Origin of the sequence: Rhizobium sp. BK456 (assembly GCF_014194045.1) — a bacterium.
GTDB classification, from domain to species: Bacteria; Pseudomonadota; Alphaproteobacteria; order Rhizobiales; family Rhizobiaceae; genus Rhizobium; species Rhizobium redzepovicii.
Window position 1 is genome coordinate 785,631 of sequence record NZ_JACIAO010000001.1, and the last position, 23,749, is coordinate 809,379.

The 23,749-nt window shown below is 60.0% G+C and carries 23 protein-coding genes and 1 pseudogene; 10 read left to right on the top strand and 14 right to left on the bottom strand.

The features are described from left to right. Window positions 1–8: 8 nt before the first annotated feature. From FHX03_RS04165 to FHX03_RS04195, 7 genes are all read right to left on the bottom strand, one after another. Window positions 9–833: a class I fructose-bisphosphate aldolase gene (locus FHX03_RS04165; protein WP_183852671.1), complete on the bottom strand. Its 825-nt coding sequence runs from the start codon at window positions 831–833 to the stop codon at window positions 9–11. A gap of 155 nt (window positions 834–988) precedes the next feature. After that, window positions 989–1,762 carry an SDR family NAD(P)-dependent oxidoreductase gene (locus FHX03_RS04170; RefSeq protein ID WP_097624831.1) on the bottom strand — a complete coding sequence of 258 codons (774 nt, stop codon included), beginning with the start codon at window positions 1,760–1,762 and terminating at the stop codon, window positions 989–991. 11 nt (window positions 1,763–1,773) lie between these two features. Further along, a complete protein-coding gene (locus FHX03_RS04175) occupies window positions 1,774–2,499 on the bottom strand; it encodes an SDR family oxidoreductase (protein ID WP_097624830.1) in 726 nt (241 codons plus the stop codon). A 12-nt stretch (window positions 2,500–2,511) separates the two neighbouring features. After that, on the bottom strand, window positions 2,512–3,807 hold the full coding sequence (locus tag FHX03_RS04180) for a class II D-tagatose-bisphosphate aldolase, non-catalytic subunit (RefSeq protein WP_183852958.1): 1,296 nt from the start codon (window positions 3,805–3,807) through the stop codon (window positions 2,512–2,514). Further along, window positions 3,807–4,784 carry a sugar kinase gene (locus FHX03_RS04185; protein ID WP_097624828.1) on the bottom strand — a complete coding sequence of 326 codons (978 nt, stop codon included), beginning with the start codon at window positions 4,782–4,784 and terminating at the stop codon, window positions 3,807–3,809. The genes FHX03_RS04180 and FHX03_RS04185 overlap by 1 nt, the downstream gene beginning before the upstream one ends. Before the next feature lie 31 nt (window positions 4,785–4,815). Beyond that, window positions 4,816–6,030, bottom strand: a complete 1,215-nt coding sequence (locus tag FHX03_RS04190) for an ROK family transcriptional regulator (RefSeq protein ID WP_183852673.1) — start codon at window positions 6,028–6,030, stop codon at window positions 4,816–4,818. Between the two features lie 61 nt (window positions 6,031–6,091). Then, complete coding sequence (locus FHX03_RS04195; protein ID WP_097624826.1) at window positions 6,092–6,976, bottom strand: sugar phosphate isomerase/epimerase family protein; 885 nt, start codon at window positions 6,974–6,976, stop codon at window positions 6,092–6,094. A 294-nt stretch (window positions 6,977–7,270) separates the two neighbouring features. Here FHX03_RS04195 and FHX03_RS04200 point away from each other — a divergent pair, with 294 nt between their 5' ends. The 6 genes from FHX03_RS04200 to FHX03_RS04225 all read left to right on the top strand — a co-directional run bounded on the left by FHX03_RS04200 (window position 7,271) and on the right by FHX03_RS04225 (window position 12,677). Further along, window positions 7,271–8,704 carry an extracellular solute-binding protein gene (locus tag FHX03_RS04200; protein ID WP_097624825.1) on the top strand — a complete coding sequence of 478 codons (1,434 nt, stop codon included), beginning with the start codon at window positions 7,271–7,273 and terminating at the stop codon, window positions 8,702–8,704. A 94-nt stretch (window positions 8,705–8,798) separates the two neighbouring features. Further along, the gene (locus FHX03_RS04205; RefSeq protein WP_097624824.1) at window positions 8,799–9,674 is read left to right on the top strand and encodes a carbohydrate ABC transporter permease; all 876 of its coding nucleotides are present in this window, start codon (window positions 8,799–8,801) and stop codon (window positions 9,672–9,674) included. 4 nt (window positions 9,675–9,678) lie between these two features. Continuing rightward, window positions 9,679–10,515 carry a carbohydrate ABC transporter permease gene (locus tag FHX03_RS04210; RefSeq protein ID WP_097624823.1) on the top strand — a complete coding sequence of 279 codons (837 nt, stop codon included), beginning with the start codon at window positions 9,679–9,681 and terminating at the stop codon, window positions 10,513–10,515. 4 nt (window positions 10,516–10,519) lie between these two features. Beyond that, complete coding sequence (locus FHX03_RS04215) at window positions 10,520–10,726, top strand: DUF2160 family membrane protein (protein ID WP_097624822.1); 207 nt, start codon at window positions 10,520–10,522, stop codon at window positions 10,724–10,726. A 153-nt stretch (window positions 10,727–10,879) separates the two neighbouring features. Then, window positions 10,880–11,941, top strand: coding sequence for an ABC transporter ATP-binding protein (locus tag FHX03_RS04220; protein WP_183852675.1), 1,062 nt, complete (start codon window positions 10,880–10,882; stop codon window positions 11,939–11,941). 10 nt (window positions 11,942–11,951) lie between these two features. Next, entirely contained in the window at window positions 11,952–12,677 is a 726-nt protein-coding gene (locus FHX03_RS04225) for an SDR family oxidoreductase (protein WP_097624820.1), read from the top strand. A gap of 37 nt (window positions 12,678–12,714) precedes the next feature. On the opposite strand, the gene FHX03_RS04230 is transcribed toward FHX03_RS04225, so the two are convergent. From FHX03_RS04230 to FHX03_RS04240, 3 genes are all read right to left on the bottom strand, one after another. Next, on the bottom strand, window positions 12,715–12,915 hold the full coding sequence (locus tag FHX03_RS04230) for a hypothetical protein (RefSeq protein WP_183852677.1): 201 nt from the start codon (window positions 12,913–12,915) through the stop codon (window positions 12,715–12,717). A 108-nt stretch (window positions 12,916–13,023) separates the two neighbouring features. Next, the gene (locus FHX03_RS04235) at window positions 13,024–13,797 is read right to left on the bottom strand and encodes a response regulator transcription factor (protein WP_097624819.1); all 774 of its coding nucleotides are present in this window, start codon (window positions 13,795–13,797) and stop codon (window positions 13,024–13,026) included. 641 nt (window positions 13,798–14,438) lie between these two features. After that, a complete protein-coding gene (locus FHX03_RS04240; RefSeq protein ID WP_183852679.1) occupies window positions 14,439–15,527 on the bottom strand; it encodes a hypothetical protein in 1,089 nt (362 codons plus the stop codon). A 477-nt stretch (window positions 15,528–16,004) separates the two neighbouring features. On the opposite strand from FHX03_RS04240, the gene FHX03_RS04245 reads away from it, so the two are divergent. The 4 genes from FHX03_RS04245 (at window position 16,005) to FHX03_RS04260 (ending at window position 20,132) form a co-directional block, all read left to right on the top strand. Further along, on the top strand, window positions 16,005–16,580 hold the full coding sequence (locus tag FHX03_RS04245) for a hypothetical protein (RefSeq protein ID WP_012556558.1): 576 nt from the start codon (window positions 16,005–16,007) through the stop codon (window positions 16,578–16,580). A 93-nt stretch (window positions 16,581–16,673) separates the two neighbouring features. After that, the gene (locus tag FHX03_RS04250) at window positions 16,674–18,389 is read left to right on the top strand and encodes a type I secretion system permease/ATPase (RefSeq protein WP_097624817.1); all 1,716 of its coding nucleotides are present in this window, start codon (window positions 16,674–16,676) and stop codon (window positions 18,387–18,389) included. Window positions 18,390–18,403: 14 nt separating this feature from the next. Then, on the top strand, window positions 18,404–19,846 hold the full coding sequence (locus FHX03_RS04255) for an HlyD family type I secretion periplasmic adaptor subunit (RefSeq protein ID WP_131711358.1): 1,443 nt from the start codon (window positions 18,404–18,406) through the stop codon (window positions 19,844–19,846). Next, window positions 19,836–20,132 (top strand): transposase, encoded by a 297-nt coding sequence (locus tag FHX03_RS04260; RefSeq protein ID WP_131711357.1) that lies wholly within the window; start codon window positions 19,836–19,838, stop codon window positions 20,130–20,132. Before FHX03_RS04255 ends, FHX03_RS04260 begins: the two co-directional genes overlap by 11 nt. 41 nt (window positions 20,133–20,173) lie before the next feature. On the opposite strand, the gene FHX03_RS04265 is transcribed toward FHX03_RS04260, so the two are convergent. The 4 genes and pseudogenes from FHX03_RS04265 to FHX03_RS04275 all read right to left on the bottom strand — a co-directional run bounded on the left by FHX03_RS04265 (window position 20,174) and on the right by FHX03_RS04275 (window position 23,747). Continuing rightward, window positions 20,174–20,569 (bottom strand): DUF3307 domain-containing protein, encoded by a 396-nt coding sequence (locus tag FHX03_RS04265; RefSeq protein ID WP_183852681.1) that lies wholly within the window; start codon window positions 20,567–20,569, stop codon window positions 20,174–20,176. Further along, complete coding sequence (locus FHX03_RS34295; protein ID WP_312865333.1) at window positions 20,559–21,239, bottom strand: adenylate/guanylate cyclase domain-containing protein; 681 nt, start codon at window positions 21,237–21,239, stop codon at window positions 20,559–20,561. Before FHX03_RS34295 ends, FHX03_RS04265 begins: the two co-directional genes overlap by 11 nt. 191 nt (window positions 21,240–21,430) lie before the next feature. Further along, window positions 21,431–22,372 (bottom strand): hypothetical protein, encoded by a 942-nt coding sequence (locus tag FHX03_RS34300; protein WP_246699184.1) that lies wholly within the window; start codon window positions 22,370–22,372, stop codon window positions 21,431–21,433. Window positions 22,373–22,430: 58 nt separating this feature from the next. Then, window positions 22,431–23,747: pseudogene (locus tag FHX03_RS04275) on the bottom strand (NAD(P)/FAD-dependent oxidoreductase). Window positions 23,748–23,749: the final 2 nt, after the last annotated feature.

The following is a 23,749-nucleotide window of genomic DNA, read 5'->3' on the forward strand; positions in this document are numbered from 1 at the left end:
GACGCGCGTCAGCCAATATGCAGCGAGGCTTGCTCGACGGAAGCCTGGTCATGGACGATTGCCATCAAGGCCCGCGTCATGCCGCCGGGATTGTGATGCTGGATGACGTTGCGGCCATAGACGATGCCACGGGCGCCTTGCTCCATCAACTGCTTGGTGCGGATCAGGATTTCCTGATCCGAAACGCGGCCGCCGCCGCGCACGAGCACCGGCAGGCCCTGAGCGATTTCGACCACGCGGTGATATTCCTCGACATTGTCGCAGGGATCGGCCTTGATGATATCCGCACCGAGTTCGGCGGCTTGGCGCACAAGCGGCAGGATCTTATCGATCGCGCCATCGACCATGTAGGCGCCCTTGGAATTGTCCTGCATGACGAGCGGCTCGACCATCAGCGGCATGCCGTAGATCTCGCATTCGCGCTTCAGGCTGTTCACATTGCGCACGCAGGCGCGGTAGACTTCCGGCTGGTCCGGCAGCATCAAGAGATTGACGACGACACAGGCAGCATCCAATGCAACGCCTTGCTCCCCCGCCCTGTCGATCATTTCGGAAAACAGCTGAGACGGCAGGGGATTGCCATAGATGTTGGCGATGTCGGTGCGCAGCACCAGTGCCGGGCGATGCTTGCCGGGAATAGCCTGCAGAAGGGGTGCCGTCCCCGGCGGCAGCTGAATGGCATCCGGTGCCGCTTGCGCGATCACCTCGATGGCAGTCTTCATGTTCTCGATACCGGCGAGGAAAGTCCGTTCATTGAACATGCCGTGATCGATAGCAACGTCAAAACAATTTCCAGACACGCCGAAAAGTCGGTTCAACCGCGCGGATTTCATCAGCTTCCTCCCAGATATGGCAACGTTTCCACATTCGAATAAACGCAGGAGAATTACGAGTCAAGAAAATGTGGTAACGTTTCCACATTCGCTGATTTGTTCGCTGCTGGCCCTCCATTGCGGACGAGGCGCCGCTCGCGCCTCGTCCGCAAGCACTACCAGCAGGTAAAGCCTGCATCGACGTTGACGATCGCCCCGGTCATGAGGCTGGCGGCGCCCGATGCGAGGAAGAGGACCGCGCTTGCAACCTCCTCCGGCGTTCCCATTCTTCCCATCGGCGTGTCGGCGAGCCAGAGCGGAATACGCTCGCGATTGGCTTCGACGGCCACCACCATCGGTGTCTCGATGTAGGTGGGCGCGACGGCGTTTACCCTGATACCATGCTGCGCCCACTCGGCGGCCAGCGACCGCGTGAGGTGATGGACTGCCGCCTTGGAGACGTTATAGGCCGTCTGAGGCTGCGGCCGGTTGCAGATGTGACCCGACATCGAGCCGAGGTTCACGATGGCGCCCCGCCTCATCGTGACCATGTGACGGCCGAAAGCACGCGAGCACCAGAAGACGCCGTTCAGATTGACGTCCATCATGCGCAGCCAGTCCGCGTCGGTGAGATCCTCCGCCGGGATGCCGCTCTGGCCAATCCCGGCATTGTTGACGAGGATCGTCGCCGGCCGGCCTCCGTCGGCAAGCTCATTGGCGATCTCGTCCATGCGGGCCGCGTCGGTGACGTCGCCCAGCCGGACTTCGATGTCGTAGCCGTTGTCGCGCAGCGCAAGCGCTTGCCGGGCGTCGGCGTCGCTGCGCTCGATGACGACGACAGCCGCACCCGCCTCCGCCAGCGCCTCGGTGCAGCATAGCCCGATGGCGCGCCCTCCGCCGGTGACCACCGCCCGTTCGCCGTCGAGGCGAAATTTCTTCTGGTAGCTCATATCAGGCTCCTTCAGATGTCAAAGGCGCTTGGAAGCACCACGATATCACGGATGGTGACGTTGCGCGGACGGGTCAGCATGAAGATGATCGCGTCGGCGACTTCCTTGGGCTCGATCAAAGCGCCGGCCTCCTTGGCCTTGCGAAGATTTTCCTCCGGCCAATCCGCAAGCAGAGCGCTGATGACCGGCCCCGGAGAAACCGACCCCACGCGAATGCCGTTTTTCAGAAGCTGGCGCCGCATCGTCTGGACGAAGCAGGTCATCGCCCATTTCGACGAGGAATACACCGGCTCCCACGGGATAGCCGAATGTCCAGCGACGGAGCTCGTGACGACAATGTCGCCGGTGCCGCGTTCGATCATGTGCGGAATGACATTGCGAACGTTCTTGATGACGACATTCACATTGAGATTGAGCATCCGATCGATCGTATCGAGGTCGGTTTCCACAAGGTCGCCGCCGATATAGGTGCCGGCATTGGCATGCAGGATGTCGATCTTGCCCGTCTTCGCCAGGACGCCCTCAAGCAGTCCCGCGCATTCGTTCGGATTGAGCAGGTTGATCACGAGCGGAATAGCCCGCTCGCCAAGCCGGCTGCAAACCGCCCCAAGGGCCTTCTCATCCCGGTCCACCAGCACGACCGTCGCGCCTGCGGAAAGCATTGCTTCCGTGGAAGCCAATCCTATGCCGGAGGCCGCACCCGTGACCGCCGCGATCTTCCCATTCAATTCCTGCATCGATGTCTCCTCCTATCTTGATCCCGATTGCTCATTTTTTCCGACGCCGCAGGCGGCATGATAGTCCGCCAGGCTCTTCGTTACTCTCCAGATCAGAACCTCATCCGGATCGAGCGGCGCTTCGGCGAAATGCTGGGCGGCCGGCATATGCTGCCAAAACAATGGCAGCGGTACCGACTGCCCTCGAAGAGCCTCGCACAGGCCCCAGACGGCCTGTTGTGCTTCAGCCGACGCCCAATAATAGCGGATGCGGTCAGACAGCGAGTAATGCCGCAGCCAACGCATCTCGGCCTCCGTTCCGTGATAGTGGCGCCGCCAATTTCCGGGCTGGTCGAGCATCAACACTTCCATCGCCGCATAGAGCGGACGCTGGCCATAACCGGGCAGGAGATCGGAAGCGATCGCGTCCAACCCGTAGAGCGCCTCGCGCAGGACGAAGGTCAGTTCGGGACCGACTTTCAGAATCGGAAAACCGTCCTTCACCAGCGCGCTCAACGGCTCGGCGCCCTGATAATCGGTCGAGTGCGCCTCGAACACGAATTGCGGCTCCTCGGTCAGCACCGATTGCAGCGCCTCCATCTTGCTGCTGTCGTAGACGATGACGTTGTGATTGCCGAATTCGACACCCGGCTGAACGACCAGGCCGATTGCCCGCCCAAACGCCTGCCCGAGGTCGGCCGCCGCAAAGATCCGGCGGTGGACTTCGATCGTCTTCAACGCCGCCGCGGCAGCCGTCGGCTCGATCGTCGTCAGGGCATGGTCGGCCCCGCCCGGCGGCGGCACTTCGGTGCCGATGACGTAAACCGGCATCGCGCCACCGGTCTTCCTGGCCGAAGCCTCGGCGACCGCGGCAAGCCGGGCGGCGCGACGGGCGGTGGTTACGTCGTCGAGCGCCATCGGTTCGCCCTTGCAGCCCATCGAAGCGTCGAGGTGAATCTTGCGGAACCCGGCGTCGACATAGGCGGCAACCATCGTCTCCGCCTCGGCCATGGCCTCCTCCGCAGGCCGGTCGCACCACGGATTGGGGCCGAGGTGGTCGCCGCCGAGAACGATGAGTTTTTCCGGGCACCCCTCCTCCGCCGCGATCTTCATGACGAGGGAGGCGAAATCGCTCGGCGTCATGCCGGTATAGCCGCCGAGGTGATTGACCTGGTTGCAGGTCGCTTCGATCAGCACGGTGCTTTTCTGTTGCCGCCCGTGCCGGAGGGCGGCGCGCAGCACGATCGGATGGGCGGAGCATACGGAGGTCACGCCTTTCGGGTGGCCTTCGATCCTGAGCCTCGCCAGTTCGTTGAGATGCACCTCCATCACGGCCGCCTTTCCGTTGACGCGACAAATGCATCGAGTTCCGGGCGGGTGCCCGCACCTTCCATCGGCCCCAGCACCGTGACGTTGCGGGCGCCGGCGGCCGAGGCATAGGTCAGAGCCTGCTTTGGAGACATTCCGAGCCGCCGGCAGGTGAGATAGGCACCGCCGAAGCAGTCGCCGGCCCCCGTAGGGTCGACCTCCTGAACGACGAAGGCGGGAGCGTGGATGCGGTCTCCGCTGCTGGCGAAGTAGGTCGCGCCGCCGGCGCCGCGCTTCAGCACGATCTCCTTGACGCCTATCTCGAACAAACGCTGGATCGCTTCCGCCTCGCCTTCGACACCGGCGGCGCGCTCAAGCTCCTCTCCGGACGGCAGAAGCAGATCGGCGGCAGCAACAAGCTTGGCAAACCGGCGTTCGGTCTCCTCGTCCAGCTTCAACTCCTTGCGAAGGTTCGGATCGACCGACAGCGTTCCGCCGCGCGCCTTGACAATGTCGACCGCCTTGTCGATCACCGCACGGGCACTCGGAACCGACAGCGCGGAGCCCATCACGTGAAGGTGCCCGGTCCGATCGATGAGATCGGCGACCCCTCGGGACCAGCCGAAGCGCGCGGCTGCGGAGGTGGCGATGTTGTAGACGAAATCTCTGGAGCCATCCTTGCGGTAGCGAACGAAAGCGCTTCCCGTCGGGTAATCCGGATCGATCGAAATCGCCGAGATATCGACGCCGTCGCGCTTGAGGCGATCGGTATTGACCCGGCCGAAATCGTCATCGCCGACGGCGCCGACCATTGCCGCCTGACCGCCGAGACGGCCGCATTGCGAAATGAAGATCGCCGGCGCACCGCTCGCGAACGGACCGACGAGCGGCTGGGCTTCGAGGAAGCCGTTTCCAACCGTCGTTGCGACGATCTCCACGAGGATCTCCCCTACGCAAACCGTGGGACCAAGTGCGTCCGGAGCCAGTATTGAAGCCATATGCAGTCCTGCTTTCGATCCCTGTTGTCTCTTAACTCAGCGCCGATTGGACCGGCGCACCGTCCTCGCTGCCGAACTCCTCGTTCTCCAACGACAGAAAGCGCCGGTGCAGCATACATGCCGCCCCGAAGGCGGAATCGAACTCTGCATCATCGTCCACGACGATCTCCGGCGTGGGGAAAGCGATGTTCTGGCCTTCCGACATGTGAACCGCCACGCGGGCAGCCACCATTGGATAGAGCGGTGCCACGGAGCCGCCCAGCACGATCCTGTCTGGGTCGAGCAGGCGACAGGCCTGCAGCAGTGCATATGCAAGATGGCGCGACCAGGTTTCGGCGATGTTGACCGCGGCCGGGACGCGGTCGCGAACGCCACCAAGGAAATCCTGCAGATCGGCGTCCTCGTGTCCGACAGCCTCGCGATATTGACCGATCAGCACCTCGCGACCGATCAGTTGTTCGAGCTTCTGACCGCCGCTTCCCGGCACCAGCGTGTGGCCGATTTCTCCCGACAGACCATGGCCGCCGCGAAACAGCTTGCCATCGATCATGATGCCGCCACCGACGCCCGTTTCCATCAGCAGGAACAGGGTCACCCCTGCGACGCCGTGACGATAGCTGTCGCCGATCGCAAACGCATTGGCATCGTTTTCGACCGCGATCGGGACGGCGGCCGGGAAGGCTGACCGGGCAATTTCCTTCAACGGCACGTCCCGCCAGCCGATGATCGGCGCCAGTGTGACAAATCCATCCGGACGCACGTGGGACGGCGTCGATAGGCCCAAGCCTTTGCACCTGTCGATCATGCGCTTCGCCATTGCGCCGACAATCAGTTCGATACCCTGCGCCACAGCCTCCTCCACCGTCGAAGACGGTGTGTCGAACGCGACTTTCCGACATGCGCGAACTTCGGCGGAGAGATCGACAACGACGGCCGATATATGCTCGACGCCGATCTCTATCCCGACGAAGAAGGCAGCATCCGGAACCAGTTCAAGCATGATGCCGGGACGGCCAGCACGGGAATGTTCCAGGCGCTGCCTGCCGCTCTCCTCCGACTCCTGAACGAACCCGCCCTCGGTCAGTTCGGCGACGATCTCTCCCGAGGATGAGCGGTTCATGCCGAGCTTACGAGCGAGATCGGCCCGGCTGAGGCTTCGGTGGACATAGATCGTCTGTAAGGCGGCGACGATGTTGTTCTGCCGGATCCTGCGCGGCGAACTTCCGATGGAGACGGTGTCGTTCATAGGTCTATTCCCTTCAAGCCGCCCACCCTTACACGACTGGAACAGGCTGTCAGAAGGATAATCAGGGCCGCGCGTTTGTGGCCCGGCGACGCTTGGCCTCGTCATATTTCAGCTCGATGTAGCGCTTGGCGTGCGCCGCAAGCAAATCATTGTCCTCCCAGGTATCGCGCCAGATGGCGCAGGCGAGCGACAGGCCTTCATCCACGACCGTCGTCGAGAAGCTCTCGAACACGATGTCTCTTTCGTAGCCGATGTCGAGCAGGGCGTCGAAGATCAGCTCGAAGTCGATGACGCCATCACCAAGATGGCCGCGATTGCTTTCGCCGATGTGGAAATAACCGATCTTGTCGCCGGCAAGACGGATGGCGGCGGCCGGATTGGCTTCCTCGATGTTCATGTGGAACGTGTCGAGATGGAGACGAACATGCTGCGATCCCGTCTCGGCGATGAACTTCAGCCCCTGCGCCGTGGTATTCAGCAGGTTGGTCTCGAACCGGTTGACCACCTCCAGCACTATGTCGACGTTCGCCTGCTTGGCGACCTCGCCGGTCGCGGCGATCGCGGCCACACTGTTGTCCCAGCCCTTCTTCGTCGGCTGGCGATTGTACTTGGTGTGGGCGGAATAGAGAATCCCGCCGAGCTTGTTGCCGCCGATATCACGGACTGCACGAACGGCGTCGGCCAGCGTCTGCCTGCCGGCGGACACCGCAGCAGCGTCCTCGCTCGACACGTCCTTGTCGAGCGGCAGCCCCATGGTTACGCCGATCTCCACATCGAGGGACTGGGCGAGCTTTGCCAGCCGGTCGAGATTGAATTTCTCGGGGCGCAGATAGGCAAATTCGATGGTGCGATATCCGTGTTCGGCGGTCTTGTTGAGGGCCATCTCCAGGCCTTCCTGCGTTTGGCCGCCTGTCCATACAAATGAATGGATACCCAATCGACGCATAGGTCTTTCCTCCACGATATGCCGGTGATTGTGCCCAGTGCTATGCCATTTAGTTTGGCAAGACAACAAATAAATTCTGACACCGTCATTTTGCTGTCCTGCAAAAAGACTTTGCGTTGCAGCATTTTATGCCATGGCCTTCGTTTCCAGGTCGGTACGAAAAATTTGTTCCTGTGAAAATCAATGGGATAGGCTATCTATTTGCATGTTTAGACAACAAATGTTGCGCTGTCGGTTTTTTTGGCCTACACAAGCACCGGCGAATGTTCTCGCTGCTATCTGGGAGGATTGGAAATGCACTATGCTTTGAAGGCTAGCGCGCTTGCGCTGACGCTCGGCCTTGCGACGACCGCTTCGCCGGCCTGGGCTGACTTCTGGTCCGACGCGGGCGCAAAATACAAGGGTGTGACCCTGCACGGCGTCACCGAAAGCACCCCGCCATCGAACTACATCAAGAACGTGCTCGCTCCGGAATTCGAAAAGAAGACCGGCATCAAGGTCGAAATCGAGACGACCTCCTGGGATCAGATGTACGACAAGGCGATCAAGGACATGGAAGCCAAGACCGGCATCTATGACATGGTCTACATCGAGCAGGACATCATCTATTCCTATCTGGCCAGGAATTTCCTCGTCGACATCACCAAGACGCTGAAGGATCAGCCGGATCTGAAGGCCCCGACCTACGACGATTCGAATTTCACCAGCTTCGCCGACTATTTCAAGGACGCCAACGGCGATCTCTTCGGCACGCCGATGGAAGCGTTCCTCAAGACATATCTCTATCGCAAGGACCTCTTCGACGATCCGAAGATCAAGGAGGCCTTCAAGAAGGAAACCGGCAAGGACCTGAAGCCGGCGACCACCCACGAGGAATACACTCAGATTGCCGAATTCTTCACCAAGTACGGCAAGGACAACGGCATGGAGCTCTGGGGCACGACCGCCCAGGCCCATACCGGCCATCCGGCTTCCTGGTATGAATTCTTCGAGTCCATCGTGCCGACGTTCGGGGTCTACAATTGGGGCATCGACGCCAAGAACAACTATGCGGCCACCGTCGAACACGGCGGCACGATGAACGGCGACAAGGCGAAGGCCGCGCTGAAATATTGGCTGCACCTGCGCGACATCGCTCCGCCGGAATCGACCCAGTCGACCTGGACGGAGACGGCAACGACCTTTGCCGCCGGCCGTGTCGCCCAGGGGCTGATCTACGGTGAGAATGCCGCGTGGATTGCAAGCGATGAAGCGCAGTCGAAGGTCGTCGGAAAGGTCGGGTTCGCGCTGCCGCCGCTCGAACCAGGCGTTTTGGACGATGCAAAAGCCGGAAAGGGCTATATCGGTTACTACGACGGCGGCGCCTTCGGCGTGCCGATCACGTCGAAGAACAAGGAAGCGTCGTTGCTGTTCCTCGAATTCATCGGTCAGAACGAAGTGCAGCCCGACTGGGCCATCGCTGCGCCGCGCATCACCAATAAGGCGACGTTCGACGATCCGAAGGTGAAGGAGATGGATACCAAGCTCGGCGGCTTCTACACGATGCTGAAGGATGAGGGCAAACTCTTCGCCGGCGCTCCTCCCTACCCCTTCCATGCGCAGGTGCGGGAAGCGACCGCCCCGATCTTCTACGACATCTTGACCGGCAAGATCGCTCCCGATGAAGGGCTCGACCAGATGGCGGCCAAGGCCGAAGAGGAACTGACATCGCTCGGCTATCGCAAATAAACATCCTCCCCAATTGACGGGTCGTGTCCTACGACCCGTCATCTTTCGCTCCAGGATGGGCGGACGTCACATAACGTTCAATGGGGGATAGGCGATGCATTCGCAGAAGCTCGGGTGGCTGTTGCTGTCACCGACCATCGTGATCCTTGGACTGTTCGGGATCTTTCCGTTCATCTACGTCCTCTGGGTCTCGTTCCATGCATGGAACCCGTTCGCGGCCAATCCGGGCATGGTCTTCAATTGGGCCGACAACTATCGGCGGCTCGTCTTCGACGCCCAATTCCTGGCATCGCTCGGCATAACCCTCACATTCGTCTTCTTCGCGGTCGTCTCGGAACTGATCCTCGGCTATATCCTCGCCCAGGCGCTGCTGAAGGATTTTCCTGGAAAAGCGGTGTTTCGCACGATCCACACCTTGCCGCTGATCATGGCGCCGATCATCGTCGGCTCTGTCTGGAAGCTGATGACCACACCGTCGATCGGCATCATCCCGTATCTTCTCAGAAGCTGGTTCGGCTACGATCTGAATATCGGCCAGAGTGCTGTCGCGGCCTTCACCGTTACGGTGATCATGGACATCTGGCACTGGACGCCGCTTGTCACCCTGTCGCTGATCGCCGCACTGGTCTCGCTCCCGCCCGATCCGTTCGAGCAGGCGCAGATCGACGGCGCAGGCAAGAGCCAGATCTTCTGGCACATCACGCTCCCGCTGATCCGCCCGGCCCTGCTCGCCACGGTGTTCATCAGGCTGATGGATGCGCTGCGCACCGTCGACGAGGTCCTGATGCTGACCGGCGGCGGCCCGGGTTCGTCGACACGCTATATCGGCGTCCACATCTTCAAGGAGGTCTTCCCCAAGACCAATTACGGCTATGGTTCGGCCATCTCCGTCATCGTCCTTTACCTCACCATCGTCGTGTGCTGGCTGCTCTATGTCGGCCTGATTGCGCCCCGCGTGAAGAGAGGTTGATCCGATGAAAAACCAGACCCCCTGGCTTCCGGTCGTCCTTTGGATCTTAATCAGCCTCGCGACGCTTTTCCCGATCTACTGGCTGTTCGTCATATCGGTGAAACAGCCCTTCGACCTGTTCTCGACGCCCGATGTCGTGCTCCGCAGCTTCTTCTGGAAAAACTACCAGGATGTGCTGACCAATCCGACCCTGCGCGGATACATGCTCAACTCGATGATCATATCGTCGGGCAACGCGCTGCTCGTCACGACGCTCGGCTTCTTTGCCTGCTACGCGCTGACCCGCTTCGACCTCGCGGGCAAGGAAAGCATCTTCTTCTGGACGATCACCAACCGCATGGCGCCTCCGGCGGTCTTCCTGCTGCCGCTTTTCCTGCTGCTGACGCAGGTCTACAAGATCGGCGACTTCTCGCTCGCCGATTCCCGGCTGGGCATGATCCTGGTCTACTGCTCCTTCAACCTTCCCTTCGCCATCTGGACGCTGCGCCCGACCGTCGAAGGCATTCCAAAGGAATTGGACGAGGCGGCCTATATGGATGGCGCCAGCCCATGGACCGTCCTCTATGACATCGTCTTTCCCCTGGCGCGGCCCGGACTTGCGGTGACCCTGATCCTGACCTGGGTGTTTGCGTGGAACGAATATCTGCTAGCAGCGACGCTCACCAACTTCAATGCGCGAACCCTGACCACCGGCCTGTCGGAATATGTGACGACCACGGGGACCGCCTGGGGCATCATGGCCGCGATCTCGATGCTGACATTGGTGCCGGCGCTCATCGTCTTTTCAGTGGTGCAACGTCACATCGTCGCCGGCCTGACCTTCGGTGCGGTGAAAGGGTGAAGCCATGAGCTCTCAATCAAGAAACAACCAACGCAAGCCGGGATTTCTGCCGATCGAAACGAACTGGTTCGACCGGCTGTTCATCTCGGTGGTGATCTGGGTCGCTCTCTCGTTGTTCTGGATGCGGTTCATCGAGCCGGTCGGGCTGTCGGTATGGTGCGCGGCGGCAATCTCGGCGGTGCTTGGCGCCTACATCGTCTGGAAGGGATGAGCCGATGACTTCCGTCAACACACCAGCCGCGCTGCTTTAAAGCGCGTCGCGATCTTTCAGATTCGCTCACGCTTTAGGTCTTTGTTTTTACGCATGTCTTTATCGCAAAACCGCTGCACACTTTTGCGAGACATGCTTTAGGGAGGAACGACATTGGCAAACGTACAGGTTAGCGACGTCACCAAGAGGTATGGCGCGCTTCAGGTCATGCACGGCGTCAGCGTCGACATCGAGGACGGCGAATTCGTCGTGCTGGTCGGCCCCTCCGGATGCGGCAAGTCCACCCTGCTGCGGATGATCGCCGGCCTCGAGACCGTCAGCGGCGGCGACATCCGGATCGGCGGCCGTGTCGTCACCAACGCTCCGCCAAAGGAGCGCGACATCGCGATGGTCTTCCAGAGCTACGCGCTCTATCCCCACAAGACGGTCGCCGAAAACATGGGCTTTCCGCTGAAGATGGCCAAGCGCCCCAAGGCGGAGATCGACGAGAAGGTCGGAAGGGCCGCCGAGATCCTCGACCTGACGCGTTATCTCGATCGCTATCCGAAGCAACTGTCGGGCGGGCAGCGTCAGCGCGTGGCGATGGGCCGCGCCATCGTCCGCGATCCGCAGGTCTTCCTGTTCGACGAACCGCTGTCCAATCTCGACGCCAAGCTTCGCGTCACCATGCGCGTCGAAATCAAGGAGCTTCACCAGCGGCTGAAAACCACCACCGTCTACGTCACGCACGATCAGATCGAGGCCATGACGATGGCCAACAAGATCGTGGTGATGCGCGACGGCAGGGTCGAGCAGATCGGCAAGCCTCTCGATCTTTACGACTTCCCGGTCAATCTCTTCGTCGCCGGCTTCATCGGCAGCCCATCGATGAACTTCCTTCAGGGCCGCATCGCCACCCGCGACGGCAGGAAGGTCGTCGTCACAGACCAGGGCGTCGTCCTGCCCATCGACAAGACGAATGCGGACGACGGACGAGCCGTGACCTACGGCATCCGACCGGAGCATATCACGATCGGCGACGATGGCGTTCCCGTCGAGGTATCGGTGTTCGAGCCGACGGGTTCGGAGACATTGATCTTCGGCCGTACGCAAGGTGTGCCGATCGACGCCTTGATCCGCGAACGTATCGAGGTAGATCCCGGACGGACGGTGTATTTCCACATCGATCCCCGGCGTGCACATATCTTCGATCGGGAAACGGGCCAGAGACTGTAAGGAGGCGACCATGGACTTCAATGGAAAGACGGTCATCGTTACCGGAGCGGGAAAGGGCATCGGACGCGAAATTGCCCGGATGCTCGTCGAACGGGGTGCTGATGTCGTTGCCCTCACCCGCAGTTCCGCCGACGTCGACGCCCTGCGAGAGGAAGCGGGTTGCCGCGCCATAGAGGTCGATCTCGCCGACGCCGATGCGACGAGGAAGGCGGCGATTGCGGCCCTGCCGGCGGATTTCCTGATCAATTGCGCCGGCACCACCGAACTCCAGCCGTTCCTGGAGACGACAGTCGAAGCATTCGACCGGCTTGTCGCGGTCAACACACGTGCACCGATGATCGTGGCGCAGGAATATGCCCGCTTCCTGATCAAGGAGGGCCGCAAAGGCGCCATCGTCAACGTCTCGTCGGTCGCCTCGTTTGTCGGGATCCCCGACCACGCAGCTTATTGTGCATCGAAGGGCGGGCTGGATGGCTTGACGCGTGTCATGGCGAAGGAGCTTGCCCCGCACGGTATCCGCGCGAACGGCGTGCACCCAACGGTGACGCTGACACCAATGGCGGTGAAGGCCTGGAGCGACCCCGAGAAGGCCGCCGGGATGATGCAGCGCATCCCCGTCGGTCGTTTCGCCGAGCCGAGTGACGTCGCCGAAGTCGTTCTCTTCCTGCTGTCGGATGAGGCGGCGATGGTGAACGGGATATCGATGCCGGTGGACGGCGGTTATATGATTGCCTGAGATCGATAGCTGCGCGTTTTTCCAAACGCGCAAAGATCTACTGCACCAATCGGCGCAACTGTTCCTGATCGACAAAGTGATCCGTCACCCCGGCCTCTTTATCCGGGTGACTGAAAACAAGACCGTCGGCATCCGCAAGCTCGAGGGCTTGCTCCGTATTCATGATCCCGAGCGGCTGGCGCTCATATTCGGACTCGAGCGCCGCCTCGACGATGGCCTTTTTCTTGCGCATGTCCATATCCTCCGTTCCTCAAAAGGTAACGGCCGGCTGGACTCGCGGTTCCCATGAGGGATTCACGATATAAAACCAGCTGACATGAACACGGCCGCGCGGGTGGTGCTGGGCCTAACTGGGCGAGGCGTCAGGCCCGCTGGCGGCTCTTTGGATCAAGCGGGCAACCACTTCAGTCCGGTTCTGCGCCTGCAGCTTTCGCATGATGTGTTGCAGATGCATCTTCACCGTATGCCCCGACAAATTGAGCTTTCCTGCAATGACCTTATTTGAACAGCCGGATTGCAACTCTGCGAGGACATCCGCTTCGCGGGGCGTGAACTCAGCAAGCGCCAAGTATTGCGTCCTCTCATCCAGGCTTTTTTCGGCCTCGTTTCTGGCGGGGCTATGCTCGTTTGAGCCGTTTGTAACTGCCCCCAAAAGCTGTGGGAAAAATGTTCCTCCTGCCAGGACGAGGCGAAGACCGGCAAGAGCAATGTCGATGGGAAGGGACGTCGAGAAAAAGCCGCGGATGCCGATCTTGAGCGCCTGACGGGCAATGATGGCGTCATCCGTACTTGAGAGCAACGTGATAGGAACCTCGGGAAAACGTGCGGTAATCGCGGCGAGATCATCCCGCAGGCTGGCGCTCTCAAAACCTCTGCCGGCCAGATCCAATGCGATCAAACGCACCTCGGCTCCAAGCGCCCGATCGAGACTTTCGGTCGAGCTCAAATCGATTAAGTTCCACCCGGCGAGTTCCCGCTCAAGTAGCTTCACCACGGTTGTGCGCGCCAGTGTAGAATGCTCAATAATGATCACAGTTGGTGCATTGCGCCGGCGCTTTGTTCCAGCACTGTCGGACACCTGCGTGCTCCCCAGATTATGTGCAACCCAACAGTCATTCATACTATTCCTGTTCTCGCGACATGTCATGAGAAAAAGCGAGTGTATTGCCACTATCAATAGTCTGATCTCTCAGGATAATTATTATAGCCTATAAGATTTCCATGAGAGATAACTATTCTCTGAGAGCATATTGATGCGCTTGTTCATCATTAGCCGATGGCTCGACTTATCGCCGAAGACTTTCCCGACTTCGCCGAATTCACGTACGGCAAGCAGGTCAACAAAGCTTTGAAAGGAGTTGAAAAGGCAACCGATCTGCTACGGTCCTATTCTGCAAAATGCTGTCTTACATAACAAGGTGCGGATCGTTTCGGCGTTATTTCTCTGTCTCAATTCAAAACAGTTGCAAATCTCGACAGAAAAACGACAAACGCCGGAAGCAACAAAAGCCTGAGATCGGCGACTACCCTTTTTGATTACTGAAAATCGCGCTCCAATGACGCATTAATACCAGCCGGCATCGCTTTTCACTCAGGCAGCATCGCGAAGGCGCCGACTATGCCGATAAGGTCATGGGGGAATGGTCGGTATCTCCGTTGAAACCGAGCGAAGAAAGCGATTCAACATAAGGCTTGAAAAACGGCACCGAGAACAATCTCGTGCAGTTGTGCCGGCGCAATACGAGCGGGGAGTCTATCCGGCTAGCTATGCATGAAAGTCAGAATGTCGTCGACGAGCGCCGAATGGGCGTCCGTGAGGTTACCCTCTCCGCCGTGGCCCGCGATGCCGGCCAGCTGAAGCGCATGCTGATCATAGAGAACATGATCGATCTGTTGGGCGTCCGCCGTTCCACCGGCGGGAACGGCAATGTTGATGGGATGGAAATAGCCGAAATTGACGTCGACCATGGCGCCGGTCGACGATCCGTCGCCGCCACCGCCACCGGCATGGTTGCCGGTAAAAATCGTGTCCGACGACAAGTTGAAGCCACCGCCATTGCCGCCCATGCCTGCGATCTGCACAGTGCCCTGATCGAAAATCACATTGTTTGTCTGATGAGCCTCCGCCGAGCCGCCTGCGGCGCCGATGGCAATGTTGATCGGCGAGAAGATGGCGATGCTCACGTCGACCATGCTGCCGACGAAATATCCATCGCCGCCGTGGCCGGCATAATAGTCGCCGGTCAATGTCAACGCAGTTCCCGGGCTCATCGACGAGCCATGGGTCGCGACATTATGGTCTCCGCCCGAGCCGCCTATGCCACCCATCTGGGTTGCGCCCTGCAGGAACATTGCGTTGTTCGACTGCTCGGCGTGAGCCTCCGCGCCTGGGCCGGCAGCCACAGCGGTATTGACGGGCGCAAAGACTGCGACTTCGGTGCTGACCAGCCCGCCATAGAAGAGCCCGTTGCCCCCGGTGCCGGCATGAGTGGCGCCATTGCCGCTGCCGATGGCAACATTGCCGCTTCCACCATTCCCGCCGATCCCAGCCATTTCGGTGGGATGCTGATTGATTGATGCATCGTTGCCCTGGAAAGCGTCGGCACTCGAGTGAGGTCCCGCAATAGCCGCATTGGACGGCATGAAGACGGCCAACGCATTGCTGCTGATCACGCCTTCGCTTATCCCGTCACCACCGCTGCCGGCTGACGTATGACTTGGCGCGGAAGCGACATCCAATGGAAGCCAGGTCGGCACTAGTGCCAGATGCCCCGCAGCCACATTGGCGGCGAGGTGTTGATCGGTGCCCGTCTTGGGCAGGTCTTCCAATAAGGGACGAGGTTCCGCCATTACCGTCTCCATTCGCGGTCGACCGCACGGCCACCGAGCATGCGGCGCCATGCCGCCTTTAATTGTTCAGGCATTGTGCATCTGAACCTCGGAAAAGCAGAGCCTGCAATTCGTCTACATCCACTCGGCTAGTTCTCTAGCCATTTGGGTGTCATGGCCGCAGCACCCGCTGTGCGCGTTGCAAGCACTCAATCGGCTTTGGATGAGAGGCTCCGGGCGTCGCTTCGGCGAAGTCGAAGACTTGATCATGAGCATGCCGCCCTGCGCCAAATCACCAAACATCAATCCAAATAACGTTCCGCCACATCAAGTATACATCCGAAGGAATGTCTCCGAATATCTAGGTAGTTCAAATTTTAAATCGCGAGCAATATTCATCCGCGGTCGTATTGGCTGTGGCGATATGCCGGAACGCATGCCGCAGGGGGACGCCGTAAAAAACCAACACGCACGAAACCAAGTAGAGGAGTGACATCAATGCCTATTCCACAAATATCCGACACGATTCATCTCAGCCATCCGGATGCGGGTGACGCGAATGCCGGCAACGGTGGTGATGGCCACAACGATGGCAACATCAACTACAACCCGGTTGCATATGTCGATCCCGTGCAAAAGGTCTATGGGGCCACTACCGATGTGCACAACGGCGATCACGTTTGGCAGACGGCCGATTGGGATGCCGGCCATGGTGGATCCGGTGGCTTTACCGAGGCCCAGAACGGCTTCCTGGCGAAAATCTCGAACCACGGCGACGGCGGCGCGGGCGGAGATTCCAACTCGAACGGCAGTCAAGGAAACTCAAGCGGCGGCGACACGGCTGCAGTGGCTGCGGCAACGACCGCGACACAATATACGCAGCTTATGGCCGATCAGCATGCCACCATCCTCGCCGGTGTCGGCGGCAACGGCGGCAACGGAAACATGGCGCATGGCGGCGATATCTCGTCGGCATTGGTCCACACGGATCCCGAAACGACGACGGTGACCAATTCTCTCGATCACTTCATCAACGCCTTCGGCCATATCGACGTCGACCATCTCGGTTCCTGAACTCAGACGACATCAAGGGCCGCTGGTTTCGGCCGGCGGCCCTCAGGGCAAGCAGTCTCTTCTTGTCAGTATCAAGGGCAGCGAGATCTGATAATGACAACAATCTCCATAAAACCGCCGCGACCACCGACACAGCTCGTTGTTGCGCTCCGGGCTTGTGCCGGGGCCTTCGGGTTGGTCTTCCTTTACAGCTGCGGCTACAATCTCTTTCTTCTCACGCCTTCCATCTATCTCCTGCAGATCTACGACAGGGTCCTGTCAAGCCGAAGCGTCGACACGCTGCTGATGCTGACGATGATCATCGCCATCGCCGTGCTGGTCGGGTCGACGCTCGATATCGTGCGCAGGGCAGCTCTTTCGCGCATCGGCAGCTGGCTGGACCACAGGCTGCGGCCCATGGTGCTTACCGCATCGTTCGAATATGCCGCTCGCGCCGATACGGGAGCCGCATCAGAGTGCTACAGGGATCTCGCCGCATTGCGCCAGTTCCTCGATTCACCGGCCAGCTCGCTTTTATTCGACGTTCCCTGGGCGCCGGTATTCCTGCTTCTGCTCTTTCTTGTTCACCCGCTGCTTGGAACCATCGGTCTTCTGTGCGCAGTTGCGCTCTTGCTGTTTGCGTTGGCGACGGAACTGGCGACGCGAGCGCCGCTTGCTCACGCCAATCTTGCCCTTTCGAGGAGCTATCTGCGATTTGCGACCGCACTGAAAAACATCGAAGTGATCCGGGCCATGGGCATGCAGGACGGTGCAGCGCTGATCGTCTATCGCGATGCGGAAATGGCAAGAAGGGCCCAGGACATCGCGATGCATCGCACGGAGATCATCCTTGGTTTCTCGAAATCGATCCGCACATTGGCGCAGATCCTGATGATGGGATCGGCGACCTGGCTGGTGCTCGTCAACAGCGGCAGTCCCGGAATCATCTTCGTTGCGAGCCTGCTGCTCGGGCGTGGGCTCGCACCGATCGAGGGCGCAATAGGGGCATGGCGCTCCTTCATGTTTGCGCGCAATGCCTTCAATCGCTTGAACAGAATGCTGATAGCAATTGCATCGGAATGCGATGCCCGCATGGTGCCGCTGCCGGAACCCAATGGCCTGGTTCTCGATAATGTCAGCTATATCAAGCCATTCGCCGATCGACCGATATTGACCGATATCACATTGCGCCTGGCACCTGGCGATTGCATTGCGCTCATCGGTCCGTCTGGATCGGGAAAATCGACACTGGGCCGCATCATGGCAGGCGTTGTGCCGGCAACGAGCGGATATGCTCTTCTGGGCGGGGTCGATATCTCGGCTCTGCGTCTTTGCGGGGGGACCTGCCACGTCGGATACCTGCCGCAGGATATCGAGCTTTTCGGCGGAGCAATCAAGGATGTGATCGGCCGGCTGGACGGAGGAGATCCCGGCAAGGCGATCGACGCCGCAAAGCTGGTTGGATTGCACGACGCGATCATGCGACTGCCGCAGGGCTACGAGACCGATATCGGTGAAGGCGGAAACCTGCTCCTTCGGGCTCAGCGCCAACAGCTGGGGCTGGCACGGGCCGCCTATGGAAATCCGTCCCTTATCGTTCTCGACGATCCGAATTCGAGCCTGGATTATGACGGCGAACGCATGCTGTTTACGGCAATCGAGCGGATGAGATCCAGGGGCATGACCGTCGTTATCATAACGCACCGGATGGGGATCCTGCCGGTCACCAATAAGATTGCCATCATGCGCAACGGGACGGTGGCTGCCTTCGGCGACAGCGAGCGGATTTATGAAACCTATCTTCAGCCACCGGCTCGAACGGGAACCTAGGGAGGGATGCTGCCATGACCCTTGTTCCACTGGACGCGCCGCCGGCGAAATTTTCGAATTCGTCAAGGATGGGCCAGCGCTTCGCTCATGGATGGACAGCGACAGCCAGGCAGACTGCCTATCCGCCGGTGATCGAACAGAAACAGCGTGGACCCGCCGCCCCTTCGCCCATGCCGGTGCTCAGAGGCGTCGTCTGGACGGGGAACCTGCTGATCCTCGTCTTTGTCGTCGGATTGGGAATTTGGTCGGCTCTGGCCCCGCTGCACAGCGCTGCGGTCGCATCCGGCGTTATCGAGCCGGAGACCAGCCGCAAGACCATCCAACATCTCGAAGGCGGAATTGTGCGGCGGATCCTCGTCAGGAACGGCGACACGGTGATGGCCGGGCAAATCGTCATAGAACTCGACGACACCAAGTCCCGCTCGGAGCGCGACAGCATCCAAGGGCAGCTTTGGGACGCCGAAGGAAGCCGCGCCCGGCTGCTTGCGGAGCAGACGGGCGGCGACCATGTCGCCTATCCCGACGATCTCAGGGCAGCCATGGACAAATATCCTTCGGTCGGCGCGATTCTGACCGGGCAACAGAAAATCTTCGAGGCCCGCCGCCGGGTCATGGAGGCGGAAATTCAGATCGGCAATGAAAAAATCGCGCAGGTGCGGCAAGAAATCGTCGGGCTTGGTGCTCAGAAAGGGGCACTGGCCGACAGAGCCGCAATCTCGCAGGAAGAACTGGATCAGGTGACGATCCTCACTGCCAAGGGACTGGAACGAAGGAGCAGGCTTCTCAACCTCGAGCGCGAAAAAGCAGATCTTGACGGCCAGCAGGGCCAAGTCGAGGCACAGATCGCTCGCGCCTACCAGGTGATCAGCGAGTCGCAGGTCGATCTCGCAAAGCTTGAGAGTGACCGCTTGAGCGAAGTCGCCCAAGGCATGCGCGATACGGAAAGCCGGATCATGCAATTGCGCGAGCGCTTGCGGGCGATCGACGACCAACTTTCAAGGACCGATATCCGGGCTCCCGAAGATGGAACGATCATGAACCTGCGCATCCACACAGCAGGCGGGGTGATCGGTGCGGGCGAACCGCTCGTCGATCTTCTGCCACGCTCCGATCGCCTGATCGTGTCTGCCCATGTCAGGCCGGAGGACATCAATCTTGTCCATGCGGGGCTGGAGGCGCAGGTGCACCTTCTTCCATACAATCAGCGGCGCGTTCCACTGCTGAAAGGTCGGGTCGAGTATGTGTCAGCCGACCGCCTCACCGATACGCAGAGCGGCCAACCCTATTATGCCGCGACAATCCGCGTAACGGACGAGCGGCTGGCGAAAATGCGTGATGTCGAACTGGTCGCGGGCATGCCCGCACAGACACTGATCGAAACCGGCAAAAGCAGCGTGGCGCTCTACGCTGTCAGACCGCTTCTCGACAGTTTCAACAGAGCATTTCGTGAGGACTGAAGCGGTGATGGGCAAGCGAAAATTTGACGACGACCAGATTACGGGCATTCTCAAGGAGCACCAGGCCGGCGTGACGGTGGCCGATGTTTGCCACCGATACGGCATCAGCGAGCCGACCTTCTATCGGTGGCAATCCCTGCAGTCCGGAAATGCCGGTCTCCATGCGAGACGGCTAAGAGCCCTGGAGGAAGAGAACCAGAAGCTCAAGAAGCTTCTGGCCGAATCCATGCTTTCGGCGGCAACTCTGAGCGAGATGCTGGCGAAGACGACAAAAGGGCGGCACTGACCTCTGAACAGAGGGCTCTATTGGCAACGAATTGCCAGCCTTCAAACGTTGAGATAACTTTGCCGAGCGACCACAGTCAAAATCATCGAATAGGTTAGATGATGAGCGAGTTGATCGCCACCGTGCAGTATCCAGAATGAGCGCGCATTCACTGCGCAAGGATTACGGCGGCCGTGAACGGCTTTGAGATGATCGATTAGGAAATGAACCAGAAACTCGCCAGTTGCGACAGCGACACTCCATGTCAGATACGGCATTGATAACCAGAGAATTGGCAGGGTAGCGGCCGCGTGGATGCCTGCGTGGACGTATCCTCCCGGTTTCCTGAAATCCCCTTTGCCGCCTATCATCCAGGCAGGCTGCAGCACGTAATCGGCCACGAAATGCTTGATCTGCAGCCAAACGAGCGTTGTAAGGAGGAGGCAATCAATCGGCATGTCGCGCTACCTGCTCCCGCTTAATGCCTGGATCGATCGTATGCACGCAGACCGGCGCAGTCTTTCCTCGGATGTTTACTGCTCCCAACAATCTTGCATGGAGATGGCCTCGCGTCCTCCGGAACGTTTCGTCGCTCAGCGCGATCTCCACGCCCTTCTCCTTCGCGGCGCCGACGAGCCGGCTCGCGAGATTGACGGCGTCGCCGATCGCCGTGTAACTCAGCCTTTCTGTTGAGCCAATATTGCCGACCAGCGCCACGCCGCTATTGATGCCGATACGCACGCGAATGGCATCGTGCTTCGGCGCGATGGGAGGCATGGCGTGCATGGCGTCACGGATTGCCGCCGCAGCGCGACACGCACGCAATGCGTGATCGGGTTCGTCATTTGGCGCATTCCAGATTGCCATCACCGCGTCGCCGATGAATTTGTCGACCGTACCGCCCTCGGCATGAATGGCGGCGATCGACGAGGTTAGAAAGCGGGTCAGGCTCGGCTCGACGCCGCTGCCGAGCTCTTCGGTCAGTTCCGTGAAGCCAGGTAAATCGGCAAACAGGACTGTTATTTCCCTCAGTTCACCGCCTGGACGAGGCTCGATGCCGCCATCGACAAGCGGACGAACGACCTCGATCGGCATAAAGCGTGCAAAGGCAGAAAGGCCACTCGACATCCGTTTCAGCGCGAACGAGAAATCGTCGAGCTCGGCCAGCAGCGCCGGGCGGTGCTCAACGGCCTCGAGTTCGAACCTCTCGATCAGGTGCAACTGTCCGGCAAGGCGGGACAGTGGTCGAGTGAAGAGCGTTCTGGCAAACAGGATCGCAGTCACTGCTGCGAGCAGTGCGATGGCGCCAATGATGAAGATCACGCGCTCGGTATTGGCATCGATGTCGCCGGCAAAGGTCGCCCGTGGTATCGCGGTGACCAGTCGCCAATCTTCGAACGGCAACTTGCCCGACGACACGAAGACCGGACCGAGGCTTTTGCTATCGACCAGCGTCCGGAAGCTGTCGACCCCGTCGCGGGTCGCCGCGGTGGCGACCGCCGCAGCCAAAGCGTCGGATGGAGGGAAATCCTTGAGATGAGCCGCCACGACACCATCGGATGGTTCTGATGTCGCCAATACCATATCGTCTCTGGCGAGGACGAAGGCTTGCTGCCCTTCGGAACCTTGAGTGCGGAAAGCGTGGCCGACAGCCGATTCAGGCTGACCGCTACCATCACCACGCCTTCGAAATGTTTGAAGACTTCAACCCTTTTGGAGACCACGATCGCCGGCTCGAAGCCATTGGGCAAAATGCTGACGACAGTCCAGGCCGCGTCCGAGTTCATGCTGCCGCGCCGGTACCACGGCGAACCCTCCGAGACGTAGACGCTTTCGGACTTCAGGCGGTTCTCGAAGAAAATATCACCAGGTATTGGCTTATAAAGATCACGACGCAACGGGCGCGGCTTTCCCGGAGCCGCCGCGCCAATCTCCACCATTTCGATCTCGCCGTCCGGCATCGCGTGCGAGCCGAAAAAACGGCCATCCGGGAAGCCGAACCCGATCCAGGCGATCGCCGGCTGCTCGCGCAGCAGCGACAGGAACAGGAACTCACGCTTGACTTCGTCGTCTGGCCGGACCGCGCCCTGAAAAAAAACTGATCTGATGATCTCCGCGCTGCTGGAAACCAGCGCCAGATTTGAGGTCAGCGCATTGCGGACGGCGGCGGTGCTTTGGGCGTCGAGGCTAGCGACAACCGTTTCGACATTCTGGGTGGCCGTGCGATACCAGACCAGATGGACAAGCGCTGCCGTCGACAACACTGCAAGCAACAGCAACGCCGTGACTGCGCGTCCCATTTTGATCCGTGGAAAAGCCCTAGCGTTCATGGCGATCGGTAATCAGACGGGCGCTGCGATCATAGCGAACATAGGCCAGAGCCCAATCGATGAACACCGCGGCGCGATTGCGGAAACCGACAAGAAACCAAAGATGCGCAATATTCCACACCAGCCAAGCACCAAAACCCGACAGCCGGATTCGCCCGAAGTCGGCAACCGCCGCCTTCCGCCCGATCGTCGCCAGACGGCCAAAATCACGGTAGCGGAACGGCCCGATGGCCAGACCGTCAAGATTGGCAAGAATAGCGCGTGCCGTGTGCTCGCCCATCTGCTTGGCGGCTGGCGCGACGCCCGGAACTGCCCCGCCGTTTTCATCCGTCACCGCCGCGGTGTCGCCAATCACGAAGATGTCATTGTTGCCTGGCGGATTAAGATTTCGGTCGACATGGACGCGGCCGGCGCGATCGGCAGGCACGCCTAGCCATTTCGCTGCTTTGGAAGCCATGACGCCGGCCGCCCACAGTACACAGGATGATTGAATTTCCCGCCCGTCGGCAAGTGTGACACCTCGACCATCGCAGCGCTTCACCGCCGCCTTAAGAAGTACCTCGACGCCAAGCATCTCCAGGTGCCGCCGGGCTCTCTCAGACAGTTTCGGCGGCATGGCGGGCAGGACAACATCACCGGCTTCGACCAGGACAACGCGCGCGGAGGACGAGTCGATGCGTCGAAAATCGCGAACGATGACTTTTTTTGCCAGTTCGGCAATGGCGCCTGCCAGCTCAACGCCGGTCGGGCCGCCGCCGACGACGACGAATGTCAGAAATCGCGCGCGGTCGGCCTGATCTTCGGCAGCCTCGGCGCGTTCGAAGGCCGACAGGATACGGGCGCGGATTTCGGTCGCATCGGCGATCGTCTTCAATCCGGGTGCCGTCTCCGCCTATTCATCATTGCCGAAATATGCGTGCCTGGCGCCTGTCGCGATGATCAGATAGTCGTATGGAATGCGGCGGTTGGCCGTCTGGACGATCCGGGCCTCCTTGTCGATCCCCTCGGCGCGCTCCATCAGAACGGTGACATTGGCTTGTCGCGAGAGGATGCGGCGGATCGGCATAGCAATTTGCGCCGGAGAAAGCCCGGCTGTCGCCACCTGGTAGAGCAAAGGCTGGAACAGATGGTAGTTGCGCCGGTCAATGACCGTCACATCGACATCCGCATGCCGCAGTCCCATGGCCGCGGCAAGACCGCCAAATCCGGCCCCGAGGATGACCACCTTCTGACGGCGAGTAGCCTTTAAAGCATTCCGATTGATCGCAGGCGAACTGCTATCGGCCTCCTCTACCGTGATACGCATGG